The 26,856-nt window shown below is 60.7% G+C and carries 20 protein-coding genes; 9 read left to right on the plus strand and 11 right to left on the minus strand.

The window, feature by feature from the left end:
• Window positions 1-32: 32 nt before the first annotated feature.
• The 3 genes from AC5WJ1_RS29135 to AC5WJ1_RS29145 all read right to left on the minus strand — a co-directional run bounded on the left by AC5WJ1_RS29135 (window position 33) and on the right by AC5WJ1_RS29145 (window position 3,663).
• The gene (locus AC5WJ1_RS29135; RefSeq protein ID WP_494477367.1) at window positions 33-1,373 is read right to left on the minus strand and encodes a type II toxin-antitoxin system HipA family toxin; all 1,341 of its coding nucleotides are present in this window, start codon (window positions 1,371-1,373) and stop codon (window positions 33-35) included.
• Window positions 1,374-1,376: 3 nt separating this feature from the next.
• Window positions 1,377-1,625: a helix-turn-helix domain-containing protein gene (locus tag AC5WJ1_RS29140; protein WP_436225600.1), complete on the minus strand. Its 249-nt coding sequence runs from the start codon at window positions 1,623-1,625 to the stop codon at window positions 1,377-1,379.
• Window positions 1,626-2,262: 637 nt separating this feature from the next.
• Window positions 2,263-3,663, minus strand: coding sequence for an ISNCY family transposase (locus AC5WJ1_RS29145; protein ID WP_494476782.1), 1,401 nt, complete (start codon window positions 3,661-3,663; stop codon window positions 2,263-2,265).
• A gap of 306 nt (window positions 3,664-3,969) precedes the next feature.
• On the opposite strand from AC5WJ1_RS29145, the gene relB reads away from it, so the two are divergent.
• Complete coding sequence (relB, locus tag AC5WJ1_RS29150) at window positions 3,970-4,266, plus strand: type II toxin-antitoxin system RelB family antitoxin (RefSeq protein ID WP_022540171.1); 297 nt, start codon at window positions 3,970-3,972, stop codon at window positions 4,264-4,266.
• Entirely contained in the window at window positions 4,253-4,537 is a 285-nt protein-coding gene (locus AC5WJ1_RS29155; RefSeq protein WP_135706445.1) for a type II toxin-antitoxin system RelE/ParE family toxin, read from the plus strand. The genes relB and AC5WJ1_RS29155 overlap by 14 nt, the downstream gene beginning before the upstream one ends.
• A 243-nt stretch (window positions 4,538-4,780) precedes the next feature.
• Here AC5WJ1_RS29155 and AC5WJ1_RS29160 read toward each other — a convergent pair whose 3' ends face one another.
• Together AC5WJ1_RS29160 and AC5WJ1_RS29165 are read right to left on the minus strand one after the other, a co-directional pair.
• Window positions 4,781-6,784: a GSU2403 family nucleotidyltransferase fold protein gene (locus AC5WJ1_RS29160; RefSeq protein WP_494477368.1), complete on the minus strand. Its 2,004-nt coding sequence runs from the start codon at window positions 6,782-6,784 to the stop codon at window positions 4,781-4,783.
• A gap of 884 nt (window positions 6,785-7,668) precedes the next feature.
• The gene (locus AC5WJ1_RS29165) at window positions 7,669-8,349 is read right to left on the minus strand and encodes a metallophosphoesterase family protein (RefSeq protein ID WP_494477369.1); all 681 of its coding nucleotides are present in this window, start codon (window positions 8,347-8,349) and stop codon (window positions 7,669-7,671) included.
• 403 nt (window positions 8,350-8,752) lie between these two features.
• Here AC5WJ1_RS29165 and AC5WJ1_RS29170 point away from each other — a divergent pair, with 403 nt between their 5' ends.
• Window positions 8,753-9,127, plus strand: coding sequence for a PHA-granule associated protein 4 (locus AC5WJ1_RS29170; RefSeq protein WP_494477370.1), 375 nt, complete (start codon window positions 8,753-8,755; stop codon window positions 9,125-9,127).
• A gap of 225 nt (window positions 9,128-9,352) precedes the next feature.
• Window positions 9,353-10,231 (plus strand): hypothetical protein, encoded by an 879-nt coding sequence (locus AC5WJ1_RS29175; RefSeq protein ID WP_494477371.1) that lies wholly within the window; start codon window positions 9,353-9,355, stop codon window positions 10,229-10,231.
• Between the two features lie 580 nt (window positions 10,232-10,811).
• Here the strand turns inward: AC5WJ1_RS29175 and AC5WJ1_RS29180 are convergent.
• A complete protein-coding gene (locus AC5WJ1_RS29180; RefSeq protein WP_494477372.1) occupies window positions 10,812-11,270 on the minus strand; it encodes a fumarate hydratase in 459 nt (152 codons plus the stop codon).
• A 322-nt stretch (window positions 11,271-11,592) separates the two neighbouring features.
• Here AC5WJ1_RS29180 and AC5WJ1_RS29185 point away from each other — a divergent pair, with 322 nt between their 5' ends.
• Window positions 11,593-11,793, plus strand: coding sequence for a hypothetical protein (locus AC5WJ1_RS29185; protein WP_195432088.1), 201 nt, complete (start codon window positions 11,593-11,595; stop codon window positions 11,791-11,793).
• 317 nt (window positions 11,794-12,110) lie between these two features.
• Here the strand turns inward: AC5WJ1_RS29185 and AC5WJ1_RS29190 are convergent, their stop codons facing one another.
• Together AC5WJ1_RS29190 and AC5WJ1_RS29195 are read right to left on the minus strand one after the other, a co-directional pair.
• Window positions 12,111-12,404: a hypothetical protein gene (locus AC5WJ1_RS29190; protein ID WP_494477373.1), complete on the minus strand. Its 294-nt coding sequence runs from the start codon at window positions 12,402-12,404 to the stop codon at window positions 12,111-12,113.
• 74 nt (window positions 12,405-12,478) lie between these two features.
• Complete coding sequence (locus AC5WJ1_RS29195; RefSeq protein ID WP_494477374.1) at window positions 12,479-12,790, minus strand: H-NS histone family protein; 312 nt, start codon at window positions 12,788-12,790, stop codon at window positions 12,479-12,481.
• Window positions 12,791-13,065: 275 nt separating this feature from the next.
• Here AC5WJ1_RS29195 and AC5WJ1_RS29200 point away from each other — a divergent pair, with 275 nt between their 5' ends.
• The 4 genes from AC5WJ1_RS29200 to AC5WJ1_RS29215 are packed head-to-tail and all read left to right on the plus strand — an operon-like array spanning window position 13,066 to window position 19,436.
• Window positions 13,066-16,743 carry an ATP-binding protein gene (locus AC5WJ1_RS29200; protein WP_494477375.1) on the plus strand — a complete coding sequence of 1,226 codons (3,678 nt, stop codon included), beginning with the start codon at window positions 13,066-13,068 and terminating at the stop codon, window positions 16,741-16,743.
• Window positions 16,740-17,387 (plus strand): condensin complex protein MksE, encoded by a 648-nt coding sequence (locus AC5WJ1_RS29205; RefSeq protein ID WP_494477376.1) that lies wholly within the window; start codon window positions 16,740-16,742, stop codon window positions 17,385-17,387. The genes AC5WJ1_RS29200 and AC5WJ1_RS29205 overlap by 4 nt, the downstream gene beginning before the upstream one ends.
• A complete protein-coding gene (locus AC5WJ1_RS29210) occupies window positions 17,380-18,600 on the plus strand; it encodes a hypothetical protein (protein ID WP_494477377.1) in 1,221 nt (406 codons plus the stop codon). Before AC5WJ1_RS29205 ends, AC5WJ1_RS29210 begins: the two co-directional genes overlap by 8 nt.
• Window positions 18,597-19,436 (plus strand): DUF7281 domain-containing protein, encoded by an 840-nt coding sequence (locus tag AC5WJ1_RS29215; RefSeq protein ID WP_494477378.1) that lies wholly within the window; start codon window positions 18,597-18,599, stop codon window positions 19,434-19,436. The genes AC5WJ1_RS29210 and AC5WJ1_RS29215 overlap by 4 nt, the downstream gene beginning before the upstream one ends.
• A gap of 727 nt (window positions 19,437-20,163) precedes the next feature.
• Here the strand turns inward: AC5WJ1_RS29215 and AC5WJ1_RS29220 are convergent.
• The 3 genes from AC5WJ1_RS29220 to AC5WJ1_RS29230 form a co-directional block, all read right to left on the minus strand.
• A complete protein-coding gene (locus AC5WJ1_RS29220; protein ID WP_494477379.1) occupies window positions 20,164-25,431 on the minus strand; it encodes a hypothetical protein in 5,268 nt (1,755 codons plus the stop codon).
• Between the two features lie 174 nt (window positions 25,432-25,605).
• The gene (locus AC5WJ1_RS29225; RefSeq protein WP_494477380.1) at window positions 25,606-25,812 is read right to left on the minus strand and encodes a hypothetical protein; all 207 of its coding nucleotides are present in this window, start codon (window positions 25,810-25,812) and stop codon (window positions 25,606-25,608) included.
• 518 nt (window positions 25,813-26,330) lie between these two features.
• Window positions 26,331-26,786 (minus strand): hypothetical protein, encoded by a 456-nt coding sequence (locus tag AC5WJ1_RS29230; RefSeq protein ID WP_494477381.1) that lies wholly within the window; start codon window positions 26,784-26,786, stop codon window positions 26,331-26,333.
• Window positions 26,787-26,856 lie beyond the last annotated feature (70 nt).

Consider the following 26,856-nt stretch of genomic DNA (forward strand, 5'->3'; position numbering starts at 1 on the left):
GTCGCCTGCAACGGCCAGCAGTTTTGCAGCGTTTAACCTGCGTTCATGTCACCGAGTTTCTTGGCGGACGCCTGAAGGCCTTCCAAGATGCTGTCCGAGACACGGGTAGGGAAATTTTGTGGTAGTCGATTGGCCACGTTCGAAACGGCTGTTGGGACCTTCGCAATCAACTCCTCCATAATTGGTTCCGCAGTTGCGCCTGCATAGCACTTAGGTGCCATGGCATTGAAATGGCGGCGCCGGATATCCTTCAACAGATAGTGGCGGTTCTTGCCTGCAACTGCCATGGCGAGCTTAGCCTTGTGGTACGAGACGTGGTTGGGCCCATTCCCGATAATCGGCCAAGCGGACAGAATGTCATAGAGTGGTGTGAGGTTGTAACGTCCCCCTGACAGCATATGGATGCTGAAGTTCTTGGCGTGTCCGTCTGTAGCAGCCAGCATCCAGAACAGGACTTGTGTTGCCAAGAATGTTTTCAGGTCCTCCTCTGGAGTTTGTGACTGCCGGAGGACTGCCGCAATGTCGACCATCCCAGGTCCGCCTTCTGCTTCGTACTTAAGATGGGGAGGCACGCCGAGGACTTGGCAGAAATCCTCTTGCGGCAAACGCATTATCCATTTGCCGCTGGGATGAAGTTGTCGGTCGAATCGCGTGACGACGAGCACCTTCTGCTTGCCGAAGGTCAATATCTCACACTCGGCCACCGGCAGTCCGAACTCCTTGAAGAGCTGCATGCATAGCCATTCGTTCTCTACCGAGGTCGACAAGTCAGCTTTCCGGTTGCCAACCAACCCGAGCGGTAGCTTCAAGATATGTGTGGTCGGCGTTGCCCCGTGCGGAAGCAGCCATTTCCCTTCGTGACGGAGCAGGGCGGTCTTTTCTTGGGCGCCAGCAATGGAGATGCGGAAATCTTCATCTTCCATTATTGTTCCAGGCCCCGTTGTGGTAACCGTGTTTTCGAGGAGCTTCTCAATGTCGGCGTCAGATAGCGGGGTGCCTTCAATACTGTCGACGTTTTGGGGGGCATCGTCTTCCTTGAGAAGCTGGACGGCGCCAACGCAGTCTCGTCCTATTGCTTCCAACAGGTCGAAGGGGTCGGTGGAAGCAGTCTGATATTTGGTAGCGAGTCGCCGGCGGATGTTGTCGTTATCCGGCAGGAGGTTGTCGAAGTAGTTGCGGACCCGCTCGCCCTTCAAAGGAGAGGTGTCGATGCCGAATGGCAGTGAAAGGGACAAGGGGCGTCCTGCGGCAGAAGCCATCCAGTCTTTGTCATACTGGAGCTCCATAGGCTTATGCGGCGGGATGCGCCAGGTGCCAACACGTTGGCCATTGGCCCAGACTGACAACGCCCGGGTGTGTGACTTTCTTCCCATTGATTACCAGTCCGTTTCTTGCGATGTAGGGGCGTGGTTCTTCGACTGGAGAACGAGCTCTAAACCATAAAGGCTGACCAACGCCAGTAACTGTTCCGCTGAGATGGCTTTGGGTTCAATCTCCAAGGCAGACAGTCGGCTTTGGCTTAGTCCCAGCCTGGTAGCGGCTTGGCCCTGCGTGAGCCGTTTGGCTCGGCGAGCCGACCGCAATATTTCGCCTAACTGAGATGGCGTTGAGAGCACTTGCCTCATACCTGATACCTGTTATACGCGTAAATTAATTTTACCTGCATTGCTTGTAAAAGTAAATTACTTGCTATGCAGTTAGCTTCGTCTTACCACTATAGCGAGTAAATTTGAAATTGGCTCTCAAGGTCGGCGATCGTTGAAGTGTGCGCTGAAATGCATCTTGTCAAAAAACCTCTTGCGCTGCTCGAGATCAAATCCTGTGCACCAATTCGAGCACGCCAACGATCGGCGATTGCGCGGCTGGTGCGCCCGGGCGGGGTCGATCATGATGCAGTGCACACATGCCTGCGAGAGCCAAGGGCAGGCCGAAGTAGGCGTAACTGTCGCGGATCATGGCGCGCACGCGAGAAGCCGCCACGTTGGTACGACCCGGGACGGGCGGCTGATGGCGGTGATCCAGATGGGGGTGAACCTCAGCAGCACGTAATGTGCCTAATATTACACTGTCCAGGCAAAGTTGAAATATCCGGTCGCCAGCAAAGTTGAAATGTCCGGTTGTTCGGTGTCATTTCATCTTGTTTGTTCTGTCTTTTGGGGGTCCCGTCGGGCGGTGGTACTGGCCTGAAGCGGCAGAGTTGTGATCAGGGTGAGGCCGTCATGCCAGCAGGGCGGATTTGAATTTCCAGGTGTCAAGCTGAAATCAATTCTCAGTTCCATTAAGCGGCCACGGCTGCTGCTGCAACTGTTGCAGCGCTTCCAACATATCGTTCTGGCCCAGCGAGCGCTGCGACTTCTTGCCGGGCGGTCGTCCACGCTTGCGGGGAGCCCCCTCCGTGCCAGGCACAGAGAGTGACCGCGTGTTGTCGCGCTTCTCCTGAACGTATTGCGCTAATTGCAATACGTGCCCCAGGCGCTTGTTATCAACGATCGCGCCTTGATCCACTTCCGAGAGCCGATCGTAAATCGTGTAGGGCAGGGCGGCGCCATTTGCGCGTGGCTCGATTCTGCCGTCCGGATAGTGATAGACATCGATATAGCGACCGGCCAGTTTCCGATGCTCTGGCGTATCCGCCAGCAGGTAGAGCATCTTGTCGTACTGAATCGTCAGGCTCTTGGACACACAGCGCGGCTCGCGCCACGCGAAGATGAGATCCAGGTTCTCGTCTGGTCGCAGCGGCCGATGGGCGTTGTGGTCATTGCGCGGCACCTTGGCAAAGCGCGCGTTATAGTCGGCGATGAATTCCGCCATGAAGGCATTGGCTGCCTCCATCGTGTTGATCCCACGCAGGCGCAACTCCTTGACCAGTCGGTCCTGCAAGGTCAGGTGAGTCCGCTCGACACGGCCTTTGGCCTGGCTGCTGTTGGCGCAGATACCTTCGATGTTCAGCTCGAACAAGGCCCGCGCAAACTGGGTGTGGCCGTCGCCACTGGTTGCTCCTTTCTTGTTGACCCGAAAAACGCTGGCCTTGTCGCTGTAGAACGCCACCGGCTTGCCGTGGCGCTCCAGATAGGCCCGCGTCGCCGCAAAGTATGTGAACGTGGATTCCGAATGAGTGAAGCGTAGTTCCATGATCTGGCTGGTGGCGTCGTCGACGTACACCAGCAGGGTGCAGGCTGGGGCGCGCTCCTCAAACCAGCGGTGATCGCTGCCGTCGATCTGGATCAGTTCGCCATAGCAGGCGCGCCGGTTACGAGGCTGGTAGACCTTCGGCGGCCGCTGTTTGCGCGGCACCCACAGGCCGGCCACCGTCATCAGTCGGCGGATCGTTTCTTTGGACAACGTTAGCCCATGACGCTCTCGCAGCTTCTCGGCCGCCAGGGTCGGGCCGAAGTCGGCGTAGTGTTCCCGAATCAGGCCGAGGGCCACGGATTCGCGGTCCGCTGGCATGCGATTGTTGCTGGGTCGACCGCGCCGGCGAGAAACCAGCCCGGATGCGCCTTCTTGCCTATAGCGCTCCAGCAGCCGCCGGAATTGCCGATCCGTGATCTCCAACCGTTCGGCAGCCACCCCGGGCCGTAACTGACCATCCACGACCGCCTGGACGATCTTGAGCCTGTCTAACTCACGCATGCTTACTGTAATGACCTCGGTTCCCGCCATCCCCGGACATCCTCCATTGCATTCAACCGGGCAGGCTGAATACCATGGACAGGCGCCTCAGGCGGACATTTCAACTTTGCTAGAACCGGACATTACAACTTTGCCGCTACATACACTTTGCGCATAACAATCATTATGTTAAATATAAGTCACATTAAGGCATTGTACGTCGACTTCCCGTTGGCGACCCGGACAACGACTCGCTGAACGTGGAGTGGCGCATGCGGATACCACGGTCCTGCGCTTACCACCTTGGTTGTATCTCAATTGAGATGCATAATGTAGGCCAAAGCATAGGAGATTTCCATGGCGCATACCTCAATGCTGCACATCCGCGTGGACGACGACCTTAAAGCCCGGGCCACGCAAAACCTCGCCAGCGTCGGGCTAACCGTGTCCGACGCAGTTCGCATCCTGTTGACACGGATCGCCAAGGAGGGCGGGCTGCCGCCAGGTCTGACGACGGATCCCGAGACCTATGATGCTTGGTTCCGCGCCAAGGTCCAGCAAGCGCTGACCGACCCGGCCCCGCCGCTCCCGCATGACCAGGTCATGGACGACGTTCAGGCGCTGATCGACCGGAAACGCCGTGCGCGCGGTTGAATGGACGCGGTGGGCCAGGGCCGATCTTCTCGCCATCGTTGACTACATCTCGGATGATAATCCGGATGCGGCCCAGAGCCTGAAGGACGACCTCGAAGCGAAAGCGGCACGGCTGCCAGAACACCCCGAGCTCTACCGAGCCGGCCGCGTCGCGGGCACGCGCGAGATGGTCGTGGCGGCCAACTACCTGGTCGTGTACGCCGTGGATGCCACCTCCATCCGGATCCTGCGGGTACTCCATGCCGCGCAGCAATGGCCGTCGCCCGGTTGAGCCAGGCGAGGACTGACCAAAAAATGGGTGCGCCGCCCTGCCGCGACGCGCCTTCGGCTTCGCCCTTGGCGAACCCACCAGCCTTTGCGTGACAGACCGCCTGAAACCTCCAAGCACTAACGCTGCCTGACGTCGCGTCCAGGACGCGCAAACACGGCGCGCCGGCTTCGACGCTGGTCGTCGCGGCAGCTCGTCGACTGCCTTTTTGAGATTGTTGCCACGCGTTGTATGTGACTGCCGAACTCAGGGGCTAAGCACGAGTCCGTCGCCGAGCTTGGCCGCCAGAATCATCAAGTTCTGGCAGAACTTCCGCTTTTCCTCTGGCACCCCTGGCTGGTTGGCAATCCAACCCTTGAATGCGTAGAAGGACTCCGGGGAGATCGCGGTCAGGCGCTCCATGACGCCCGTATTGGTAAAGACGATTGTGCTGACCCGACCGCCACGCAGGAGCTTGGTCATCCCATATGACATGGCCGCCCCACTGTCATCCGCAATCGTGGTCGACAGCGTCGCTTCCGCTGTGCTCGCTTGCACGGCGCCAATGATGTCGACCACGAAGCCGACTTCGCTTCGCCCGCGCACGCAGGCACCCATCCTGGGGGCGAGGATGAAGGTCGGATCCACTGCCTGGAGTGCGGGCAGGATGACTGACTCTGCGATGGGCTTCGCCGTGACGAACTGCACGCGCTTGTTGTAGAGCCCGAGTCTGACGGCATCTTCGATGCGGCAGCCCGCGGCGGACGCATAGGCAAGCATCGCGTAGTTCCCAATCACCGAGATCGTCTCCGCGAAGCCCGCGCGGCGAAACGCCTCCAACAACTGAACCAGAATCTGTGGGGCATTGCCAGGCGCGTAGGCGGAAATCTCGGCTTCGGTTCGCGTCAGTTCCAGCCGCTTGGCCGCGGCGCGGCCTGGGCGGGTCTCCCCGGACGCCTCAGCGCGCACGGCGGCCTCCCATTCCGCAAAGCGCTGACGTGCGACGCCCTGCTGGTCCAACTCAAGGCGCTCGAGATGGCGGACTTCGAAGCCGCCGCATTGGAACTTGCGACGCCCAGACGAGGAGGTCGCTGGCTCTGGGGCCTTCTTTGCACTCGCAAAGTCGTGAGCCGCTTCGCGGGTCCGTTCCGGTGAGGGAGCGGGCCTCGCCGGACGCTCTTGCGTTGCCGCCTTCTTCGCCGGCGCGGCCGGCCGCGGTTTGATGACCGGTTCGCGCCCGGCGAACCGGCGCAGGTGATCGAGTTGCTCGTCCGCGAACGGCCCCTTCGGCAGGGTCAAGACCACCTTCGCGATGGCGTCTCCCGTCCGGTCACTCTTGGCGTCACGCAGGCCCTTGCCGGCAAAGCGCAACGACTTGCCGCTGCCCGTATTCGGTGGGACTTCTACCTCGAAGGTTCGCCCCACGATCTCGATGGTGGTCTTGCCTCCGAGCCACGCCGTGATGCAATCGATCTGGATCTCGCAATGGACGTCGAGACCCTTCAGATAGGTAGACCCGGACTTCACCACCCGGATTTCGCAGAGTAGATCCCCGGCCGCGCCACCGAACTCACCTGGCATGCCGCCACCTACTGCACGGAGAACACGACCTGCCGGGGTATTCGCCGGCACTTGGATGTTGAAGCGCTTGGTCTGTTTGAATGCACCCTTCCCTTTGCACTCTCTGCATCGCCAATCGACTCCCGATCCCTTGCATCTGCTACAAGTGCGCTTCTCCCAGCCATCCGCAGACGGATACCACCCGTGGCCGTCGCATTTTTCACACGCTACGGGAGAGCTCGCTTCCCCTGAGCCCATGCAATACGGGCATGTGTCTTCAACTTTGACCTCGACGGTTGCCTTGCCACCGCGGACCGCCGTGTCAGCGTCGATTGACGCCTTGCAGCGGAGGTCCTCGCCTCGTACAGGTGGTGGTCTGGATTGACGGCGTCTCCGCTGGCTCTGGTGAAACTGCTGGCGAAAGAGGTCTTCGGAATTAGCGTCGTCTTCGTCCGGCCCGGCCCACCAGGGATTCCCGCTACGGGTCGCGCTATTGCCCAGGTCGTACTCCGCGCGCTTCTGAGCGTCGCCAAGGATGCGGTTAGCCCTCTCGATTTCCTTGAATTTCTCCTCGGCCTGCTTCTTTTCCAGGGCAGACTTGCCGTGCTGTCGGTCGGGATGAAATTTCATCGCGAGCCGCCTGTAGGCCGCTCGGATCTCCGCCTCGGTCGCGCGAGGCGAAACGCCGAGAGTGTTGTAGTAATCGATCATCACCGGCTATTCCGATTCACCTCGCTCATGGTCTGCGGGCCGGGACTGTGCTTCGGCAATCGAGACGGCGGACTGGCACAAAAAGATACCACTACCGATCCATCACGGCGGAAGCACGAAATGTACCGATTGCACCACTTAGCCGATCGCGGGTTCAACTCCGCGGGCGTGCGTGATTAGTTCGCCTCTTGCGTCCCGATTTCAACGCCCTACTCCCGCGTTTATCGTCCGCAGCGCTTGTGAGTTCTCCGGCGAGCATTGCATCCGACTCAAGGCGCAACGCCGAGCGCTCCAACAGATTCGAATTGTGGCGGCCCTGCAAGGTCGAGGATGCTCCACCGATCGATCAATTGTCTGCTCGGCTGCGTGACAATTTTTTCGCTGGCAAAAGAACTGCCGGGAAAAATGGCTCCTAATCCTGTGTTGCGCGATGTTTATATCGCCGTATCCTGCTCCGGTAGGTCCTGCTACCACCCGCGCCCGTCCCCTGATGAGCGCGGGTTCTTTTTTCGCGAACAGCTGGACTGCGCGGCGCAGGCTGGGTTGCCGTCAATGGCAACCTGGCGGATACTCAACGCTGGTGGCGCCGCAAGGCGTTACCCGATTTCTTCTTGGACGTTCTGCGGCTCTCCTCCATCGGAGCGAGGGCTGTTTTTTTTGGTCGCGCTCACTATTTGGCAAGCGGCGCGTCCAACTTGCCGACGGCAGCCGCCGCTGCGCGGTCGAGCACCGGACCTGGCGGTGTCATGTCGACCTGCGGGCGGTCTGACCTGGTTGCACAATCCGAAAGGTCGCCAGTCGTTTGCCCTGCCCGCTGGCGCTCAATAGAATTGCCAGTGAATTGTTACCCCCGGTCTAGCCTCCTTCGTCTTGATCCGGACAAGTCAGGACGCTGGCAAGAACTCTCCCTCGATCGTGGCTACCGCGCACGCACCAAGACCGAAGATGCGGCACGGTCCTGTGGTCGGATAAGCCGTGGATTCGTGGTGATGGCCGTGGAAAGCGCGTTGCACGCCCATCGCTTCGATGAGCGTGTCAATCGCCTCGAACCCGTGCGGGTGACAAGCCGGAGCCTCGTGGCTGACCAGGACATCCGCATGCTGACTCAGTAGCGCGTTGTAGGTCTGCGGGAAGATCGTGCTGCGATGGCGCCGCGGCAGACCACCCCGCCAGTAATTCCCCTTCCCACATTTGGCCAGATAGTCAGTGGCGCTCTCTACGCGCGATGGTTCGGGCGGCATCCAGACCTGGCCGCGAAAAATCCCTCCCAACCCGGCAATCCGAAGGCCTGCAATCGTGACCACCCGCCCATCCAGGTTCCGGTCGGCCAGGCCCGCGCCGAACAGGTTGTCGTAGTCGGCATCGCTGTCGGTGTCGTGATTGCCTGGAATCCACCAAACTTGCGTCAGGGCAAGGATGCTGGCGAGCTCTTCATCCAGTGGGCGCCAGGCCTGGATGTCGCCAGCGAGCACCACTGCCTCGGGGCGGTGACGGTGGACGCTTTCAATCAGCGGGCCGAACTCGCCATGGGGGTCGCCGCAAATGAATACGTGGCCTTCAGACATCGGTCTCGGATAGGTGACTTGGTTCGATGAAATCGAGACGGCGGGTGTAGGCCCGCCATGCGTCTCGGCCACGGTCTGGGTAAACGCGCCCCGTATGACCGCGTGCAACTGTGCATGACCTATCGGGCGCGCTCCGTTTGCAAAGTGGCAGTCCGCTGTCACACGATTATCTCTGAATGATCACCAATCCACCTGATCACCAGTCTGTCGAATGCGTAACCGCGACTGCGCCCGCGCAAGGTTACTTCATCCACCAGTACGGGTTCTTAAGTCAAAGCGGTACGCGGGACGACAAGACCTAACGAAGTAGACCGTTCCCCGCTTACAATGTTGCTATGCAATATGAACCTGGGCCGTAGAAGCGCGCGAATCGCCACAGGTCCTACGAGCAGGGGAGGCGGCAATGGCGACAGCTCTGGCTGGGACCAAAGGCGAAGCACTAAAGCTCCTGGAAACAGAGAGCGTCACGGTCGTGGATTTGGACTACGAATCAGGATGGAAGGATGCGATTGAGCTGGGCAGGCTGGGCGAAAAGCTTGGCATACGTGTCCAGTATCGCGGCCATGAAAGTATTGCCGTCAGCTCGCCCACTGCACTCGTTGCCGGACTGAGTCGTCCAAAGCTCACGTTCCGTCAGCGCAATCTTTACTGCCAGTTTGAGCTCAGCATGCTATCAACGGCTGACTTGGAGCGCCTGGAGCGAAAAGCGGAGAAGCTCGGGGACTATATCCTCGCTGGACATCTCACGAGGGATGTCGATGCTGTATGGACGGAGTAACGTACTGCCATGCAGCCCTCCTGAAGTCCAAAACAGAATCAGCGCCGCGCGTCGTGCCTTGATTTGCCTGGCCGCTCTCGGGTAGCGCTTATCTCGCAGAGATCTGGTTGGCCGGTTGCGGATTGCCCGTTGTCGTGGCAGCCGCTACCATCCTGAAGACTTGTTGTGCCGGGCGATGTCGGGCCGGTCCTGCAGGGGCGCAATCTGACTACCAACGGGAACGCCGTGACGAATCAGCTCGATCTTTTTGAAGATGGCCGCGATGTCATGCTTCGCAACGACGTGCTCACAGCGCTGGAGCAACGCAATGCCGCCGCCGGGCGTGAAGCATTGCAGCGCCTGGTCGCGGAATATCCCGACGACGCGCTGGTGCCGACCCTGGAGACACTTGTCTGTGTGTTGGAGGCTCCTGTCCACGAACACTTCGCGACTCACACGGCGCTGCGCGACACCTGCGAAGCGTGGGGTTTGCCGAGCATGCCGGCAGCGCGCCGAGCATTCGGCGACGTAGCGGGCATGGCTTGGTGCCTACCGCTGTGGCGTGCTGTCGCCCGGGCCGCCTCTCAATTGCCGTTTCACCGAGAGATGCCCGAATGGCATTCGGCACCCCTATGGATGCGCGCTGCGGAATGGACGGCGGCATGCGACAGCATCAAGCGAATCGGGTCATGGCGACGAATTCCAACTCCCCTCGCCTGGATGGCCGAGACGGTCTACCGGCTCCAGGGGCTAGACCCGGCATGGCCACTCTTGGCCGAGCTTGCCTGGCTATCCCCGAAGAAGCTCGGCGCGCTCATACAAACGCTCGGGGATTCGTCATTGCTGGCGCTGCGCCGGCGGTTCGATGCGAATTTCGACGGGGACGGCACGACCGAGGATCTTTGCTGGTTTCCCGCCTGGTCCTTGGCGGAAAAACCCGGACTTGCTGCCCTCTTACGCGCGTCCGAACCCTCGACGGGCACATCACCCGAAAAGGGATTGCGGATCATGCTGGATCTGTTGACCCTTGAGCGCCAGGGTCGCCAGCATGACTTGCTGGAACGGCGAAAGGACTTACGCGGCCTGCACGCGGGCCTCTTCGAGGCCTACATCCGTACGCGGTAACGTCTCGGGCTTTTCGCGTTTGCACGCACTCGCAGGGCACAAAAAAATGCTCTCCACCTCGCGGAAGAGAGCGCGCGCGGCGTTGACATCCGTGTCCTGGGGGCGGCGGTGATCGGCAATTTCAAGCGCCTGCGCAGCCAACACGTGTTGTCACATGATTACGCTGATGTTGCTCCCGCCACCAGTAATCATGTTGGCGCGCCAACCGACCGGTCGGTCATTCTTGCTCAACGAGACAGTGCTTGGGTCGCTTGCCAAACCTCGCAACGCAAAAAGGAATAGAGAATCTCTGAACTGATGCATGGCCTGCTCCACGCGTCGCGCAGCGGCACGAAGGCCCACATCAGGAGACGCCCCTCTTCACTGTTCGCAGAAATGGGTACGCACAGTCGCAGACCGATGTCATGGGCATGGGTCTAGCGCTCAGCATGCGGAGTTGACCTCATGGCGCGGCACGTTGCTGCTTGCCACGGCGCGCTCTGTGCGGGCCTGGCCGGGGCGATCAAAACGGGGCGCCGGTGAGCGCCCATCCTGCCTCAATCGACCGGTTGCCGAAGGCCAACTCAGTTGAGGCGAAAGATCACGCCGAAGCTTCGGGTGTCACGACGGTCTGTGCCACCTTTTTCGCCGGGGCTCGCTTCTTCGTTGCGGACTTCACCGCAGCCTTCTTCGGCACAACAGTCGCGGCGGCTTTGCTACCAGCAGCCTTTTTCGAGGCGACCTTCGTGGCGGCAGCTTTGCCGGAAGCCTTCTTGACGCCTACAGCCTTCGCTTTTTTCGCCGCGAGCTTGTCCTTTGCGGCTTGCTTCTCAAAACGCGCTGCGGACTTTGCGGCTTCAGTTGCTTTCACGACCTCACGCTTTGCGGCTTCAATGGCCTTCTTCGTGTCGGCGCGCAGTATCAGCAAGCGCTTCTTCGCTGCCTGGGCTTCACGTGCGAGCACGCTCGCCTTCTTCGTCGGTGCCGTCGACTTCTTTGCGACTGGCTTCCTTTTGGTAACCGCGCTCGTCGGCGTCGTTGCTTTGGTTGCTGCGACCATGTTGATTATCCGTTATTCGTTGGAGCGCGGAGTATAACCTTGTCGCGATCCGCAGTGATCCGTGGGCTCACCATGGGGTTGCCAAACGGGTGAAATATCAACCAACGATCCGATGTGTTTTAGCTTCGCTCCGCTGCATTGCAACACACGCAGCGCTTGATTCCGGGGACAAGAGCGTTTAGTGTCAATGCTCGGTGTGCGCATACTCAGCGCGTCCTCGCACCGAGTTCACTCAGTGTTGTTCCTGTGATCCTCCGTGGAACTCCGTCCACGGACCAGCAGTCGTAGTTCCTTTTCCGTTCCCCCGACAAAGGAGCCTGACATGCTCAGTCCGCATGAAATTGCCGCGCTGCTACTGCTTGGCGATGCGCAAGACATCGACGATCTCGAACCGGAACAGTTAGACGGCTTGCTGGTCCACAAACTGGTGACGATGGAGCATGGCCACGGCAGCCCAAATGCCCACCCTCGCTTGACGAGTCAAGGGTATTCCATGCTTGAAGCCGTGCGCCGTATTGCGTAACGCCGCTCGATATTGAGCGCCCTTCACGTTTTGCTCTGTTTGTCGCGAAGAGTCCTTGGCGACGAATGCCGCTGATCCGATTGCATCGGGCAAAGTCAAAGCCATACCGCTACAGTGACGAGTCGGTGGAAAAGACTGCCTTCTTGGCCATGTCGGTAATCGCCGACTGCGCGTTGAGATTGAGCCAAAGACTTGCTACCCAACGCCTCAGTATCCCCGCAGTACTGGCACACATGTCCATGGGTTCGACAGCCGGCGGCTTGATGCGAATCATTGCATCCAGTCCCTGACCGTTTTGGATCAGGCGGGGAAAGTGTCTAGCGTTCGTCTTTCCGGATGATTTCCACCTGCTCGTCGATGATGACCAGGAGATCGGCTACTGAACCGGTGAAACGTTGCCGTACTTTTTCTCGTGCCTTGCGCTCGCTGGCCGAACGCACGAGCTCATAGGTACCACCCTCCTCCGAAAGACGGATGACTCTCAGTTCTTTGCTGGGCGGAACCTGCAGCCAATAAGAGTACCCATTCCTTATCCCTTTGTCCGTGCGTTCGCGAGGAATCAGGTATGGCCGGGCAAGCATGATCTCGGCGTGAATCGCTTCAAGGAACATGGGGCTGCTCTCAAAAAACAAAGCCCCTGCATTGCGAGCAGGGGCGAATACTATTGGGGGCCAGAAGCCGAAAACTAGGCTTCTTCTGCAATCAGGAATCGCTTGGGGTTCTTACCGAGCCAAGCCGGCTGGCGACCACGGCCGGACCAGGTCTTCCCGGTCTTGGGGTCGTGATACTTAGGGGGCAGTTCCGCCTTCGGCTTGCTCGCGGTGCTACCTGCTGGACGGCCGCGACGGCGCTTGGCAATGTCTTCGACCGTCAAGCCATAGTCCGCCATGAGGCTCCGAATCTTCTCGATGACGCCCGCTACTTCATTCGCGCGTACCTCTTCCAGTTGGGCTTCGAGGGCCTGCTTCTGGGACATGAGTTCCTTATAGGATGCCATGTGAGTTTCCTTTCCAGTAGAGGGATGACAGGAGATAGTTTAAGGCTAATCAAGCTTAGACGCAAAACTGTTAAACACGATCATCATAAACCACTATTCAATGGGGGAATGGATGTAATACATCCGAATCCGATCGAAATAGAGCCAAGATTCGCATGAGGTCGGTAATCTGGCAAACTACCAGGGTGGCCTATTCACGATCTCGTTCCACCGCTGTGATCCTGGGCAACGCGCCAAACTAATAACGAAGGAAGCCCGTGCATCGAATCCGGAAAATGTTCCTCGTCAACGTGGGGACGAACAAGCAGCGTCCTTCGCGTCGAATCACCGAAATCGACCCGCGCGACGGCGCCGCCGTGGTTGGGCCCAATGGCGTTGGCAAGACCACAACGCTGCGTCTCACCCCCCTCTTTTATGGGCACCTCCCGAGTCAGATCATTCAGATCGGACATGGCCAGAAATCGATGCCACGATTCACGCTGCCCACGCCGGAAAGCGCGATCGTTTTCGAGTACCAGCGCGGCCCGACCGAAGCGCACGATTTGCGCCTGGCCGTTCTGCGTGCCCGCCGGGACAATCCTGACGCCCTCGAGTATCGGCTTTTCGAATCCGGCTTTCGGCGCGAAATTTTCGTCGACGAGAACGGGACGTTTCTGGACGACGAAGGATCCAAGACCGCGGCCACCAATATCGGCGTCGCCTTCTCGATGAAGCTCGACGCTTCCGAGTATCGATCCATCATCCTGAATCTCCACGCGAACACGAAACAGGCGCACAAGCTGCGCCAGATCGCCCGCGAATACTCGTTCGCCCCGCGTGCCATGCCGAACCTTGACCGCCTGGTAGGCTCGGTCGTCAAGGAACACGTGAGCTTCGCCGACCTCATCCAGGTCGCCGTCGGCATGGTCAACGAGGAAACGAGCGCCAGCTCGGACTCGGAAAGGAACAAGCTCCTCCTCAAGCAGACCAAGACCGAGATCATCGATTGGATCAAGAATCGCCGCGCTTGCGAGGACGCCAACAAGGTAACTCCGATCGTGGAAGACCTTGAATCCACGATCGACCAGTGCTATCGCGAGGAAGACGACATTCGCCTGCTCTCTGCCGAGGTGAGCGCACTGCTGGAGAACAAGCAGAAGGCGCTCGCCGACGTCACTAGTCGTCAGGAAACCGCAGCAACACAACGGCAACGCCAGCACGAATCCGAGCAGAATATCCAGACAACCTTGACCGCCGCGTTCGAACAAGCGCAGTCCAATCGCCGGACCGCCGGGCTCGCACACAGCGATCAAGCCGCGCTCAAGGCACGCTTCGACAAAGAAGACGTCGCCGGCTGGGCCAAGAAACAGGAAAGCGTACAAGCGTTGCAAGCCGAACGGGCCGGTATCCTGCAGCAACGCCAGGTGTATTCCGCCGAGGCCGACCTGATTGAGGACGAGATCCGGGCTGCGCGCGAGGAGATCGAAGCGACTCGCGAAGCCGACCTCGATACGCTCAACGGCGAAGCTGACGAAAACCGCGAGCGTCGCGCGGCGCAACTGGAGAGCCTGAACGACCAGAAGAGCGCATCGCTTGAGGCCGCCCGCGAGCGTCATGCGGAACGGACTGCCGCCAACCGAGAAAAGCTGGTCGAGACGAGGCTGGCGTTTGAGCGCGCCAATATCGAATCCGAGCGTGTCGAGGGACCTGACGACGCTCGAGCGCTAGTTATCGACCTCCGCGATCAGATCGACGAGATCAAGGATTCTCTGGTTGGCGCCCGTGACGCCGTGGTGACACGCAATCAGGATAGCGCGGCCGCCCGCGAGCGTTTTACCCTTCTCGATCAGGAAGTGGCGTTCGTTTACGAACAGCTTGGGGGCATCGAGTCCGAAATTGGCCACCTGGAACGCAGCCTCAAGCCGGAAGATGGGACGCTCCTGGCAGCCATCCGGCGTGAACCACCAGAGAACTGGGAACACTTCGCAAAGGTCGTTGATCCCAATCATCTGACGCGTACGGACCTGAATCCGACGTTTGGCGGCGGTTCGGACCCGACAACCTTGTTCGGGTGGGCCATTGATGTCGAGAATCTGGCGATGCCCGCGTGGGCGGACGAGGAAGAGATTCGAACGCAGATCCAACAGGCCCGCCAACGCCTTACCGCCGCGAACACCCTCCAGGCCGAGACCAAGGCCAAGCGCGAAGTTGCCTCGGCCAAGGTGACGAGCGCGCATGAAGCGTTGCTTCTGGCCCAAAGTCAGGTGTCAGTTCTCGAGAAGAACCAAGCCACGAAGGAACTCAGTCTTGCGAAGGCACGGGAGGCTCTCGATCAAGCGAAGAAGGCAGAACGCGAACGGCTTGCCGACACCATCAGTCGCCTCAGCAAGGAGATGAAGGCGCTAAAGCAAGCGCAGGAGCAGTATGCCGCCTCCGCCAAACAAGAAATCGAAGGCATTGAAGGCCGCTTCCGTTCCCTGATTTGGGACGCTAACGTTGCTGCAAAGAAGGAAGCCTCCGATTTCGAGACGCGCCGCCACGCGATCAGACAGCAAGCCGTCAGCCAGGTAGCCGCGCTGACCGCCCGACGCAATGAGCGGCTGCGCGCCCAGAATCTCGATCCAGAGAAGTTCGACCAATGGGACGCTCGCCGCAAGGAAATCGATGCAACCCTGCGCATCTTGGAAAACAAGGCTGTGCTGATCGAACAGTGGCGCACCTGGCTCAACAACAACGGGCCGACGGAACTGATCCGACTTGAGGAGGCGGCGCGCGGCGCCGATACGGCACTATCGAAGGCCGAAGACGCTATCAAGGAACATGAGGGTGCCGTCAAGCGCGCAAACGAAGCCTATCGCGGGCAGCAGAAGGCCTTCGACGAGTCGATCACTGACCTGACCGGCCAGGTCCAGAAATTGCAGATGCTTGAGGGTGAGTTGCCGCCGCCCAAGCACGCAGACGTATCCATCGATCCCAGCATGACCGCCGCGCAATTGGCGATCAACGTCAGCGCCGCGCAAAGCAAGTTGGCGTTGACGACACGCCGGATCAGCGAGCTTCACAACACGATCTACAACCGCCTGACGGCCGGCGATAACAACGTCAGGGAGTTTGTCGAGCGCTGCGTGGCGGAGGTATCGAACGACCGTATCGAGAAAGCACGCGCCCTCGTACGGTGCCATCGCAATATCCCGAACGAGATCGTTGCGAACCTGAACAATACGCTGCGCGTGATACTGGACACCATCGAACGCTTCCATAGCGCAATTCAGAGCTTCGAGTCGGACATCAAGCGCTTCAACAAGGAACTCGGCAAGGGCCTTCAGTCGGTCCAACAGTTCGAGCGCATTCGAGGGCTGGAGATCGAGATGGTCACGGATTTCTCTGACCTGGGCTTTATGGAACGTCTGAAGCAGGTCAGCAAATTCGCGAACGATTCACACCTTACCCTGGGACGCGCAGGCCAGCGCCGGCAAGTTCCCGACGAAGCCGCCGAAGTCGTACTCCATGAGTTTGCCAATACGATTGCTAGCGGTGGCCGGCTTGAGGTCGACCTCTCGCAGCACATTCGGATTCGCGGCAAGGTGATGGAGAACGACGTCGAGAAGACGTTCCACCGCGAAAGCGAGTTGGAAAACGTATCGTCAAACGGCCTGACCTCGATCATCCTAATCACGCTCTTGCTCGGGATGCTGAACATGATCCGCGGCAAGGACGCGATCTACATTACATGGGTCACCGACGAGGTCGGAAAGTTTGACGGACCGAACTTCATCGCCCTGATGGATATGCTGCGCGACAATCGGATCGACGTGATCACGGCTTCGCCGGATCTGAACCCTCGCCACTATCGCAAGTTCGCGCAGCGATATCGTCTGGAGGATATGGGCGTGATCCGTACATTCGCCGTACCTAAGCACGACCTCGTGAGTACGGGCGAAATCATGACCATCGCCGCTGGAGACGCTCAATGATCGCCGCCGTCCTCAAGACCCTGCTTTCCGGCCGCTTCATCTGTTCGGTGGCGTACCCGACCGAGTACAACTACCTTTCGGACCCGGAAGCGCTCGCAGAGGTCGAAGACGTTCTGGGCCACTTGGACTTCCGCCTCGCGCGCACGAATCCGGAGGACGGCGCGTACTACACGGCGCCGAAGGACGTCACGACCCTGTCAGTTACCCGTCTGAAGGAAGACCTGCGCCGCTTCCGGGATGTCTATGGACCTGCGGTGATGCTGCTTGACCTCATTCGGCAAACAAACTCCACGGAGATCGCCCTCAGCCCGGGCGATGTCATTCGACTGGCGCGGATGGAAGAGCTGATCATCGACAGTGCGTCGCTGGAGAGTCAGCTCAATGGGCTCAGCCATGTGATCAAGGGCTTCAACCCGCGCCAGTCGATACGGGAGAATTTCCGCAAAGTCCTGGAGCAGTTGCGCGACGAGGGTTACGTCACCCTCTTCAACCCCCAGGCCGACATCTACAAGATTACCGGCAAGATCGAGCACCTCTATTCCGTCATCGAATTCATCTCGGAGAACGAAGCCATCCAGGCCGACCGAATCGAGGACGAGGTGATCGAGGAGCAGCAGACACTGGACGGGATGAGCGATGCGTGAGTCCTCCGATCAGATTGGCAAACTCCTCCGGGCGCTGAGTCAGAATGACGACCTGATCTCAGAAGCTTTCGAAGCCGCAGTGGAGTTGGGGGACCGTACTCGCAATACCCGGATTGACACGCTCTCGAACCTGAAGGCGCTGAAGCCACAGGACGAAGGCATCTACCGTCTGAACCCGCGACTCCGCGATTTCATCGCCGACTACCTCGTCAGCTATCGCGCGTACCAGACGCTGACCCGCCTGTCCGGTGGGATCCAGCAAGCGCGGTCGGTCTGGCGTGAGATTCGCGTTCGATACGATAACGGCGACGCCAGCGACCGGGAGTCGCTGGTTGCCCAACTGGTCGACACGGTCATCGACATCTCCTACTCCATCGAGCGAAATTTGTCTTTGCTTCATGCGCTCATCTCGACGCAGTACGGCGACGTCTCGAACTTTCAAGCGAAGCTTCGCCAGAACAAGTTCTACGTGAATGAGGTGTCCGAGTCACTGAACGAGATGGAGCAAGTGAGCACCCTGTTCGGCGAGGTGGAAACCCAAGCGCTGAACATCGGCATGATGGACGTCCGATCGATTGTGCGCAAGCGTCTGACGAGCCGCATCCTCACATGGACCTTGCAGATCAAGGACGTACAGGCGGCGATCAACCGCTCGCTTTTTCGTGCCAAATTGCAGTCGGAGCGGGTGCGTAAGCTCAGTCGCGTTGCGCACTATCTGCGCCAGAACAAGACCGCCTCCGGGTTCGAGGTCTCGTCGGACAGCGCACCCCCAGAAATCTTCGTGGCCGAGCCGATCCCGCTGGTGCATAACCTGGACGTCAGGACGTGCAGCGACCGCGACCGGGCCGCGCTGATGGATGCGCTCCGGCGCCTGCCTCCGCGTGCGGTTCCAGTCCCGGTTCAGGAAGCAGAGCCAGCGCTCGCGATCATCGACGAAGAGGAAGTGGCCGCTCCCGATCCCCTCGAGCCCCACGACGCGATGCTGAGCGAGCTGATCACGGCGCTTCATCAGTCCTCACAATCCATCTCGTTGCGCGACTGGAAGAAACGTCACGCGGACGGGGTGGACTTGCGAGATGAGGATTGGCTACTCTACGCGTCCATCCAGTTGGAAAGCGAAGGCGTCCACCTGACCTTTGTCAACGCTTTGCCTGCCGACCAATTGTACGCCAACCAGGTTTCCAGCGATATTCTCGCGCACGGTTTCCTATGATTCTCTCCGCCCAGGAAATCACCTTTCTCCAACGCCTGATCGCTGCGCGGCCGGCGACCCGAAAGGCCGGCCCGCTCTCCCTGACGATTGCGACCTACGGTGTCGGGCGGGCTTCCGGTCGATCGATTCACTACGGCCCTAGCGACTGGGCGACGGCAGCTAAGCTCCTCGAGAATCGAGGCATCCCGCTCTCGCGGCCTGACGGGGAGATGAGCCGGGCTGAGACTGTGCAATACGCTGGCGTCTCCGAGAAAGCGTTTGGTACTCGCCCCCATTCCAACTCGGTGGCGCTGCGCACCGCCCATGGCGACTGCGATCTGGACGGGGCGGGGTTAAAGGCGCCAGGCGGCGGCTATATGGTGCTGACGACCGAGGACGCAATGCGTGTCCGTTGCGACCGTATCCTTCTGGTCGAAAACCTCGAGACGTTCAGGCATTTGCACCGTTATGAATGGATTACTTACGGACGCGGGAGCACCCTCGCGATTTTCCGCGGAGACCCGACTTTCAGCCTTACTGACGCGGCGAAGATCCTTGCGGCTCGCACGGAGCCGGTCGACGCGTTCGTGGATTTTGACCCTGCAGGGCTGTCCATAGCCGCTTCCCTTCCCCGCCTCGCCCGCCTGATTCTTCCAGACGAGCGCTGGCTTATATCGGCCATTCGAGAGCGCAAGCGCTACGACCTATACGATGCTCAAATCGGAGTGTACGGGGCCAAGCTCGCGGCGTCGACGTATCCCGACATCGTGCGCTCGCTCGCCTTACTCAAGGAACTTCGCCAAGGCTACTGCCAGGAATGGATGGAGAGCGCGCCTACAACCCGACGTTGTGACTGACGGCCCTAGCCCTGCAATGTCTTGTGGCTCGGGGAGTCATTGATCAGGAAGGACTCCAAGGTGTAATAGATTGGGCCGCAACATAGTGTTCCGACCATCCCGGACCTCGAAACTCCAGGGAATCAGCGAAGTGCTTGACATCGAACGCGGCCCAACGGCTTGCAATTCGGATATGGGCTGACTTTGCGGACCAAATCATTTCACCTTCGTGATCGCGGGAAATCCGGCAGCATGACGGGAATTCCCGGGATCGAGCACTTCTGCTGCGGATCCTCGCGAGCGACCGCGCGCTCGTTGCACGGGAGTCTTGAGCCGCCGATGCAACCGCCCGATGACTTGCACCTTCGATTCATGTCACCCTTTGCGGCCCAATTCATTGCACCTTAACCGTGGCCACCGCCGGACCCATAGTTTGGTGATCGTGAAGTTTTGTCAGCTTCGCGGTATCGCTCATTTGTCGCGACCGCACTCTAGGCGCCGCGCTGAATATGGGCGTGCTTTCCATGCCGAATGACACCCGTGTCGATTTCTTCCGGCAGCTCAAGGGTTGCCAGGCAGGCGACTGAGGCAGCGTTCGTTGCGGGTAAGTCGTTGATATAGAAAGCGCCCTCTGTGTCGACCGTGTCAATCCGCGGCGGAGGCACGATTCCCCCCAATTGCAGACATTGAGATTGGGGCGGCGAACGAACTTTCGTCACGCCGACCATGTGAAGCCTGTTCTTGACCGCTATCGCAGCTGCTTAATGCGCTCTTGGAGAGCCAGGGCGGCTGGGATGTTCATAGCTGCAAGTACAGCAGCTATCTCGACAAGCGCCTGACGCGCCTGAGCGTGTTGCGACAGGCCCCGCGCGTCGGAACTCAATGCCGCTGCCATCAGCTCCACCAATGCGTCGCCCGCACTCTCTCGGTACCAACAACTGGAAGGCTCGCGTTCCTTGAGCATGGCGGCGAGCCAGCGAAGCCCGTCAAGCCGAAGTGGGGCTCCGAACTTTGTCGTCAGGAAGTGGCAGAAACGGGTGACGCATTCTTCGTCGCGAGCCAGGTGCGCAGCGGCCCAGCGTTTGTAGAGATCCTTCATCCGCAGAGCCGCGTCCGGGTGCAGCCGGGACAGGGCATCCTCGTTCCCGAAGCCAAGCAAGTCGCAAATCAAGCGCTCTCCGTAGAACCAGAGGCCAGGTTGAGACCAATCGGCGGCGAGGCCGTACTCCGCGGTGGCCCGCCAGACGCGCTCGAATGCCACCGGGTCTTCACCTTTCCCGAGGCGCAGGAACAAGCCGCGAACGAAGTGCTGCAGCGCGTAGTGTGCAGCAGGACCGTGGACGAGAACGGGTTCCCAAACCGCGCGTTCTTCTCCTGCGGGCGCCGCCATCGACAGGGCTCCGAGCTTCAGAAGGATGTCGTAGCCGAGGCTTTGGCTCGGCAAGTCGTACTCGCCATGCTTCTTCTTCCCGCGCGCCTTGGCGCGCGTGGCTTCGTAATCCCAGATGCGCAGCGCCAAGCGCGTGTCGAGATCGCGGTCGCCAGTGCCACCGCCTTCAATGAGCCAGTTAAACAGGACTTCGAGGAAGTGACCGTCTAGCGAACCGCCTCGTTCCCGCTTCGGCTTTCTCCGCCAAGTCTGGTCGCCGGCATTGTAAAGCCGCCTGCGGCGCTGGAAGTCCAAACGTTCTCGGCCCGCGACGACACGCTTGAAATCGAGCTCATCCGGCGTCGCATTCAGTCCACGGAGCGGAAAGCGCCGCAGCCGAGCGAGCCACATCCTCCAGACGCGCTCCGCATCGTCGCCATCGCCGTGGTGCGGAGCGAGCAGGATGAGGGCCGACCAGAAGAGCCCGGCGCGGAGCAGCCGCCACCACGCGGTGCCAAGCTGCTCTCGATTGGCGTAGGCGACGCCGACCACAACGGCGGTCGCTCGCGTGTCGCCGCTCGTCAGAAGGCGCAGGACGGCGGTCTCCCATTCCTGAACACCATCTCCATCGGCGAGCCACAGGTGCATGACCGCGTAGGCGACGAACTTCAGCTCGTCGCGCGGGCTCCCCATGCGCCGCTCGCGAATCTCTTCTCCTGTCGACGCGACCGCCGCCACACCGTCGCGCACCACTTTGAGCGCGTGCTTCTGTGCTTCGGGGTTCTGGGCAAGCCAAGCGCCGCCCAATGTGACGAGCGTGCCGGCTGCAGCGAAACGGCATTTCGATTTCGCGTCCTCATCTTCGCCCTCCGCTCCGGCGTCACACTCTCGGAGTAGATTGAAGAGGTTCGAGGCCTCATCGTCGGTGAGTGGTTGGCCGCCCCGAAGCCTCTGCTCGCACCGGTCCGGCACAAGAATGTACGCGAGGGTTGGCGCGCGGTCGGTCTGCCACGATAACACCTCGAGGCGGAGATCGTCAGGATACACGAGACCCTTGGTCTCCGCGCCCGTCGCCGGGTCGGTGACGGTCTGATAGTTGGCCCGGTCGAGCGCGGCGAAGAGAAGCTTGAACTCCAACGCCTCTTTCGGGTCTTCAGGCAACCCCCAGGTCGGCAGCAGCGCTTGAAGACGCCGCGCAACGTCGCCGTCGGCCAACAGGAGTTCGACAACGACAGCGAAGAACTGCTGCTGGCGATGGGGTGCCAAGGTCCAATCACGCGCGAAGTCGAACATCGCCTGGCCGCCCCGGAGCCAGCTCCATCCGATGAAGTTGTTAGCAACCTGTTTCACGCGAACGCTGTCCCAATAGAACAGGTCCGGGAACGTAATCAGGGCCGCGAGAGGCCCCGTCAGCAGCGAAGGCCGATACTTGGCGACGTTGAGGAGCACGCTGACGAGCGCCGCGGAGTTTCCCTCCCGGAGTATCCTCTCGATATCAGCGGTGATGTCCTCAGCCGCGTCGAGCCGCAGCGTAAGCCAGCGCTCCAACGCATCGAGAGCGCAGAACAGGTTTCCGTTGCGCATCGAATCATTGGACTGCGGCCAGTCGAATACCTCCCACCAGCCAGCGAAGGTCTTTTCTGACCCGTCCGAAAATTGCAGTGTCACCCCGGGAGTCCCGCCGGTTCGACCGACCTCGGCGACCCAGCGCTCCGTGCAGAAGTTCACCAGCGCAATGAGCGAGGTGAGCGCGGTTGCCGGGGCCAACTGGAAGAACGGGAAGAACGGGCTTTTCCAGAACGCCGTCGGGTACGCGTCCTGGAGGTATTCGAGGCCCAGGTCCATTTCGGACCGCTCGGCGCCGTAGTCCCGTTCCGGCTCGTCTTCGATGATGAGCGCGAGCAGGACTTCGGCCGCCAGCTCCGGCTGCGCACGCATCAGAGAGTGGATCCCGTTCTCCTTGATGCAGGCGGTCCGGAAATCCATGTCGACTTTGCCGCTGGCCCCTAGCGGCCAAGGCGGCAATCGCTCGCGGAACGACCCGAGGGAGAGCGGCATCGGATTTCGTTCTTCGTGCCGCGCTTTGTATTCGGCATCGGTCTTCAAACGCTCGGCGCGCGCCTTCGCCTTCTGTAGCTGAACCTCGGCGATGCGCCTTTTGACGTGAGCATCGACCTTTCGGCGTCCCGCGAGTTCGAGCGCCCAGTTCCCGACCTCGGTCGGCAGGTCGGCCGCGCCAGCCATTGGTGCGGTGTACAGCAACGGCTCACGCGTCAGGTACATCACGCCGTGGCCCTTCTCCACCTGCACGGTCCGAGCCATGGCCAGCGCCATCTCCGCCATCTCCCGGCGGAAAGGCATCGGATTCCCGCTGCTCAGCGTGTGCGGCGTTTTCGTCAGCCAGGTCTCGATGACCTTCGCGAGAGCCGATGAAACCAGCCCAGCCAGTCGCTCCCGCTGCGCGATGAGGAAGCGGAGAACGGGCGGCCAACGGCCGACGACAATCGAGCGGTATTGCGCTTCCATGTACAAGCCGACCGCCGCGCTCAGTCCCATTCCGCCGCCGGTCGGCACCGTCGCGATGTGGTGAAAGCGCAGAAGCAGCCGCGTGAAGTGTTTCGCGCCGTTGCCGAGCAGGAGGTCGACGCGTTCGGTCAGGAAGCGTTCAGCGTCGGGGTCCAAGCAGAGCGCGTCAAGCAGGATATCGCCCGCCAGCTCGCTCTTCGCGGCCTCCGCGGGCCCGAAGGCGACGTCCCAGGCCGTGCCAGTCTCGGCCGGCTGTCGCAGCAGGAACTGGCCCAGCATTCGGAGCGCGTTCATCCAGAGCGGATTGCCGGCCAGGGTGGCCCACTGCGGCGTGTCTTTCCAAATCTGCTTCAGGAACTGGAAGCGCGCCCAATCCGCCGCGAGATCATGCTCGAACTCGATGCGGTTGTTCCGCTCGTTCAGGCGCAGCGGAAGCTCGTCGGGCCGCTGCCTGAACGTCGCCGTGTCCGCCGGCTCCAAGTCGGTCAACGCGAAGCTGCGCTCGAACGATGCTTCTCGCTGGGCAAGGCGCATCATCAACGACTGCACGTCGGCGCGGTCCTTCGTCCAATACTTCCAGAGGCGGTCGGCGATGGCGGTATGAGACGCCAGTCCACCGGCGTTCGAACCCAGCGCCGCACCCGCCTTGATGACCCACGCTAATGTCCGCAGGTTCGACAGCGCCGCAATGGTGTCGTCATGCGCGGCCAACCAGCCCAAGGTGGGCGAAGGCAGAAGCGCCAGCTTCACAGCATCGCTCTTGAGCGTTTCGAGCTCGACGAGATGCGCTTTCCGCCCGCCGAGTATCGTCTCTTCGCCTTCAACCCAACTCTGCGTCTGCGTGACGATGACGACCCGCCACGCGTCCTCGGTCTCTTCGCTGTCGCTCGGCAGGATAGCTTGAAGCAGCCGGCGGATAACGACGAACTCGCCGGCCTCGATGCGTTCCGCAGAGTCGATGACCAGCACGTTCTGTGGCTTCACCGTGACGTTCAGCACCAGCGCGAGTTCGTGCGTCAGCGGGAGGGAGCCGCGGCGCGCGGCGCTAAGCGCCGTCTTTAGTTCTTCCGGACCGAACCACACCTGGTTCCAGGACGGGTACGCGCCGTCCAACACAGACTTGACCAGTGCCGACTTGCCCGAGCCCGACTCCCCGAAGACCACCGTGACCGGGTGGTCGGCGACAGCTGCCTGCAGGGACGCCTTCTCCGCTGTCCGCGGGACGGCGTAGCCAGACGGTAACTCCGTCTCTATCCGCGCCTTGTGGTCCGCGGTGATGTTGAAGAGCGTCTCCCAATCACGCTCGAAGTCCGGATGATGGCGGAGGCCGAAACGGCCCCGGAGCAAGGACAACAGATTCGGGACGGTGATGGTCCCGCTGCGAAGGCGCACATCCTTCGCGACGTTGTTGAGGCCCTTCCAAAGAGCCTGCGCTTCGTCGTCATAGCCGGACGCGAGCAAGCGCCGGCATTGCGCGATGGCCTGGGTCTCGTTCTCGGAGTGCGCGAACTGCAAGTCGGTCGGAAGCACGTGCAGGCGGCGAATGAGCTCGATGGTCTCCTCGTCGGACGCGCCGCCGGGCTTCTGGACGCTGTCGAAGACACCCGACTGCCTGGTGTTGCTGCGGATACGGCTCATAGCGAGCGCGGTATCCGTGCCGCTGCACGCGTTCTTCACTTCGCGCCACGCCGAGTCGAACGCCTGATGGGTGCCGAGCGTGACCAAGGCCAGCCCGTCAGCCGCGCGGTTGAACGGCCCCTGCGGGTGGCGCCACTGTTCCCAAGCGCGCGTCACGAAGTCAGCGGGAAGGCCGGCCGCGGTCACCTGCAAATTGCCCTTCGCCGAGATCGCAAGCCGCCGCGGCGCGGTGGTGGCCTGGGCTGTCAGCAGCAGGTCGTCGATGCGCCACCCCAAGGTCGAGACTTGGGCTTGGACCTGCGTGACCACGCCGCCGATACCCGGTGCCTGCTCACCTGACAGGGCCTTCACCAACTGCCAGGCGCTTATCAGGTCCTCGAACTCGAACCCGGCGCCGCTCGTCGACCGCAGCGTCGCGGGCGCGCGTGTCGGGCTGCCGCCGCGAGGGGCCTTCGGCTTCGATGTATTCTTAGACGGGGCCATTAGCTTCCGAATGTTTGTAGCTCTGGATTATTGCCATACCTGTCGGCGAGAAGCAGGGGGGCAGGCTCCTCGCAGCCTTATGGTCGGTTTGAAGCGCGTCGTAGGCAGGGTGCCGTGGCTGGGTGCCATGGTTCTTCCACCCGAGGAAAGGGGGCGGCCTTAGACCCTCCGCTGTTAAAGCTGGCAAAACGGGGGGATCGTACCTCCAATGCAAAAAGTGGCGGTAATCAGCCGGAGAGCCGCCTGCAGCATGGCTTTGCTCCTTGCCGCTTTTTGCACGAGCAGCGATATTTCAACCCCTTGATTCGTAATGACTTTGGTGGCCTGAGCGCCAGATTTCGCTTGCAAGGTACGATCCGCCTTGTAGCGCTCGGACTGCATCAGCGCTCAACGTCAGCTCAAGACTGGCCGCCTACCACTCGAAGCACGTTACCCTCTGGCGTAACTTGCCGCGGAATGTCGTTGTATGTCAGCCTGCCCGGCCTTGCCTTTGTAGCCGGCCGTAACGGTGATATTTTCGCTACTCGACGCGTCCGTTTGCTTGTTGCAGGAGGACCCACACGACTACTCTTCGGCTTGTGTGCCGATGGCTTCAGGTATTTCGTGGCGGAACTGCGCGCCTCCGGCGGGTTCCATACTTCTATGTAGCGCTCGCCGGCAAACGCCGATGTTGCAAGTACCATCATTACCAGGCCGTACAGCAGATTCTTGGCCAATATCGTCTCCGCGTTGTGTTTTAGCGACCGCAGCAAGTCTCAGCTTCTGGTCGCGGCGTATTCTCGCACGCCGGGCTGCGAGCCAACTAGGGTGGCTAGCCGAACGCGACAGCCTGTTCGTGCACGGACCTGGGACAGTCAGATTGACCTGAGGCTTGGATCCAGCGGATCGCCGCCGCCCGCTCATTGATTTCTGTCATCGGTGCTGTCGTTGCTGTCGTCACTGCTGTCGCTGCCGTCATCCGGGTTGGAGGCGGCCGTTGGCGCGCCCTGCTTGTCGTCTTGCGGTTCGTCCAGTGTTTCGCCTGGCGCCTCGTTGTCGGCCGGCGCCGGGCCGCCGGCTTTGCGCCGGCGGCCACCACCACCAATTCGCTCAGGTGGCCCCATCCGCAATTCTGCCAGCAGCTGGCGCGCCAGCGCCGCTTCGGCCTCGGCCCGTTCAGCCCGGCGCTGCGCCGCGGCCAACTCCGCCTGCACCGCATCCAAGTCGTGCGCCGCTTTGCGCTGCGCCTGCTCGACGCTGGCGAGCCGATCTGCGAGCGTTGCTGCCTGGGCCTCGAGCCGAGCACCTGCCCCCTCGCACTCATGTCGATAACCTCGTCGGTTCGCATTCCCTTCCTTTCCCCAGAGCCGAGTCACCTCTCTCTTCCCGTTACAAAGAAGGCCGCTTGTGCACGAATACCCCGCGCGGTTGTAAGCTGACGATGTT

Source organism: Cupriavidus sp. MEYA8 (assembly GCF_059278825.1).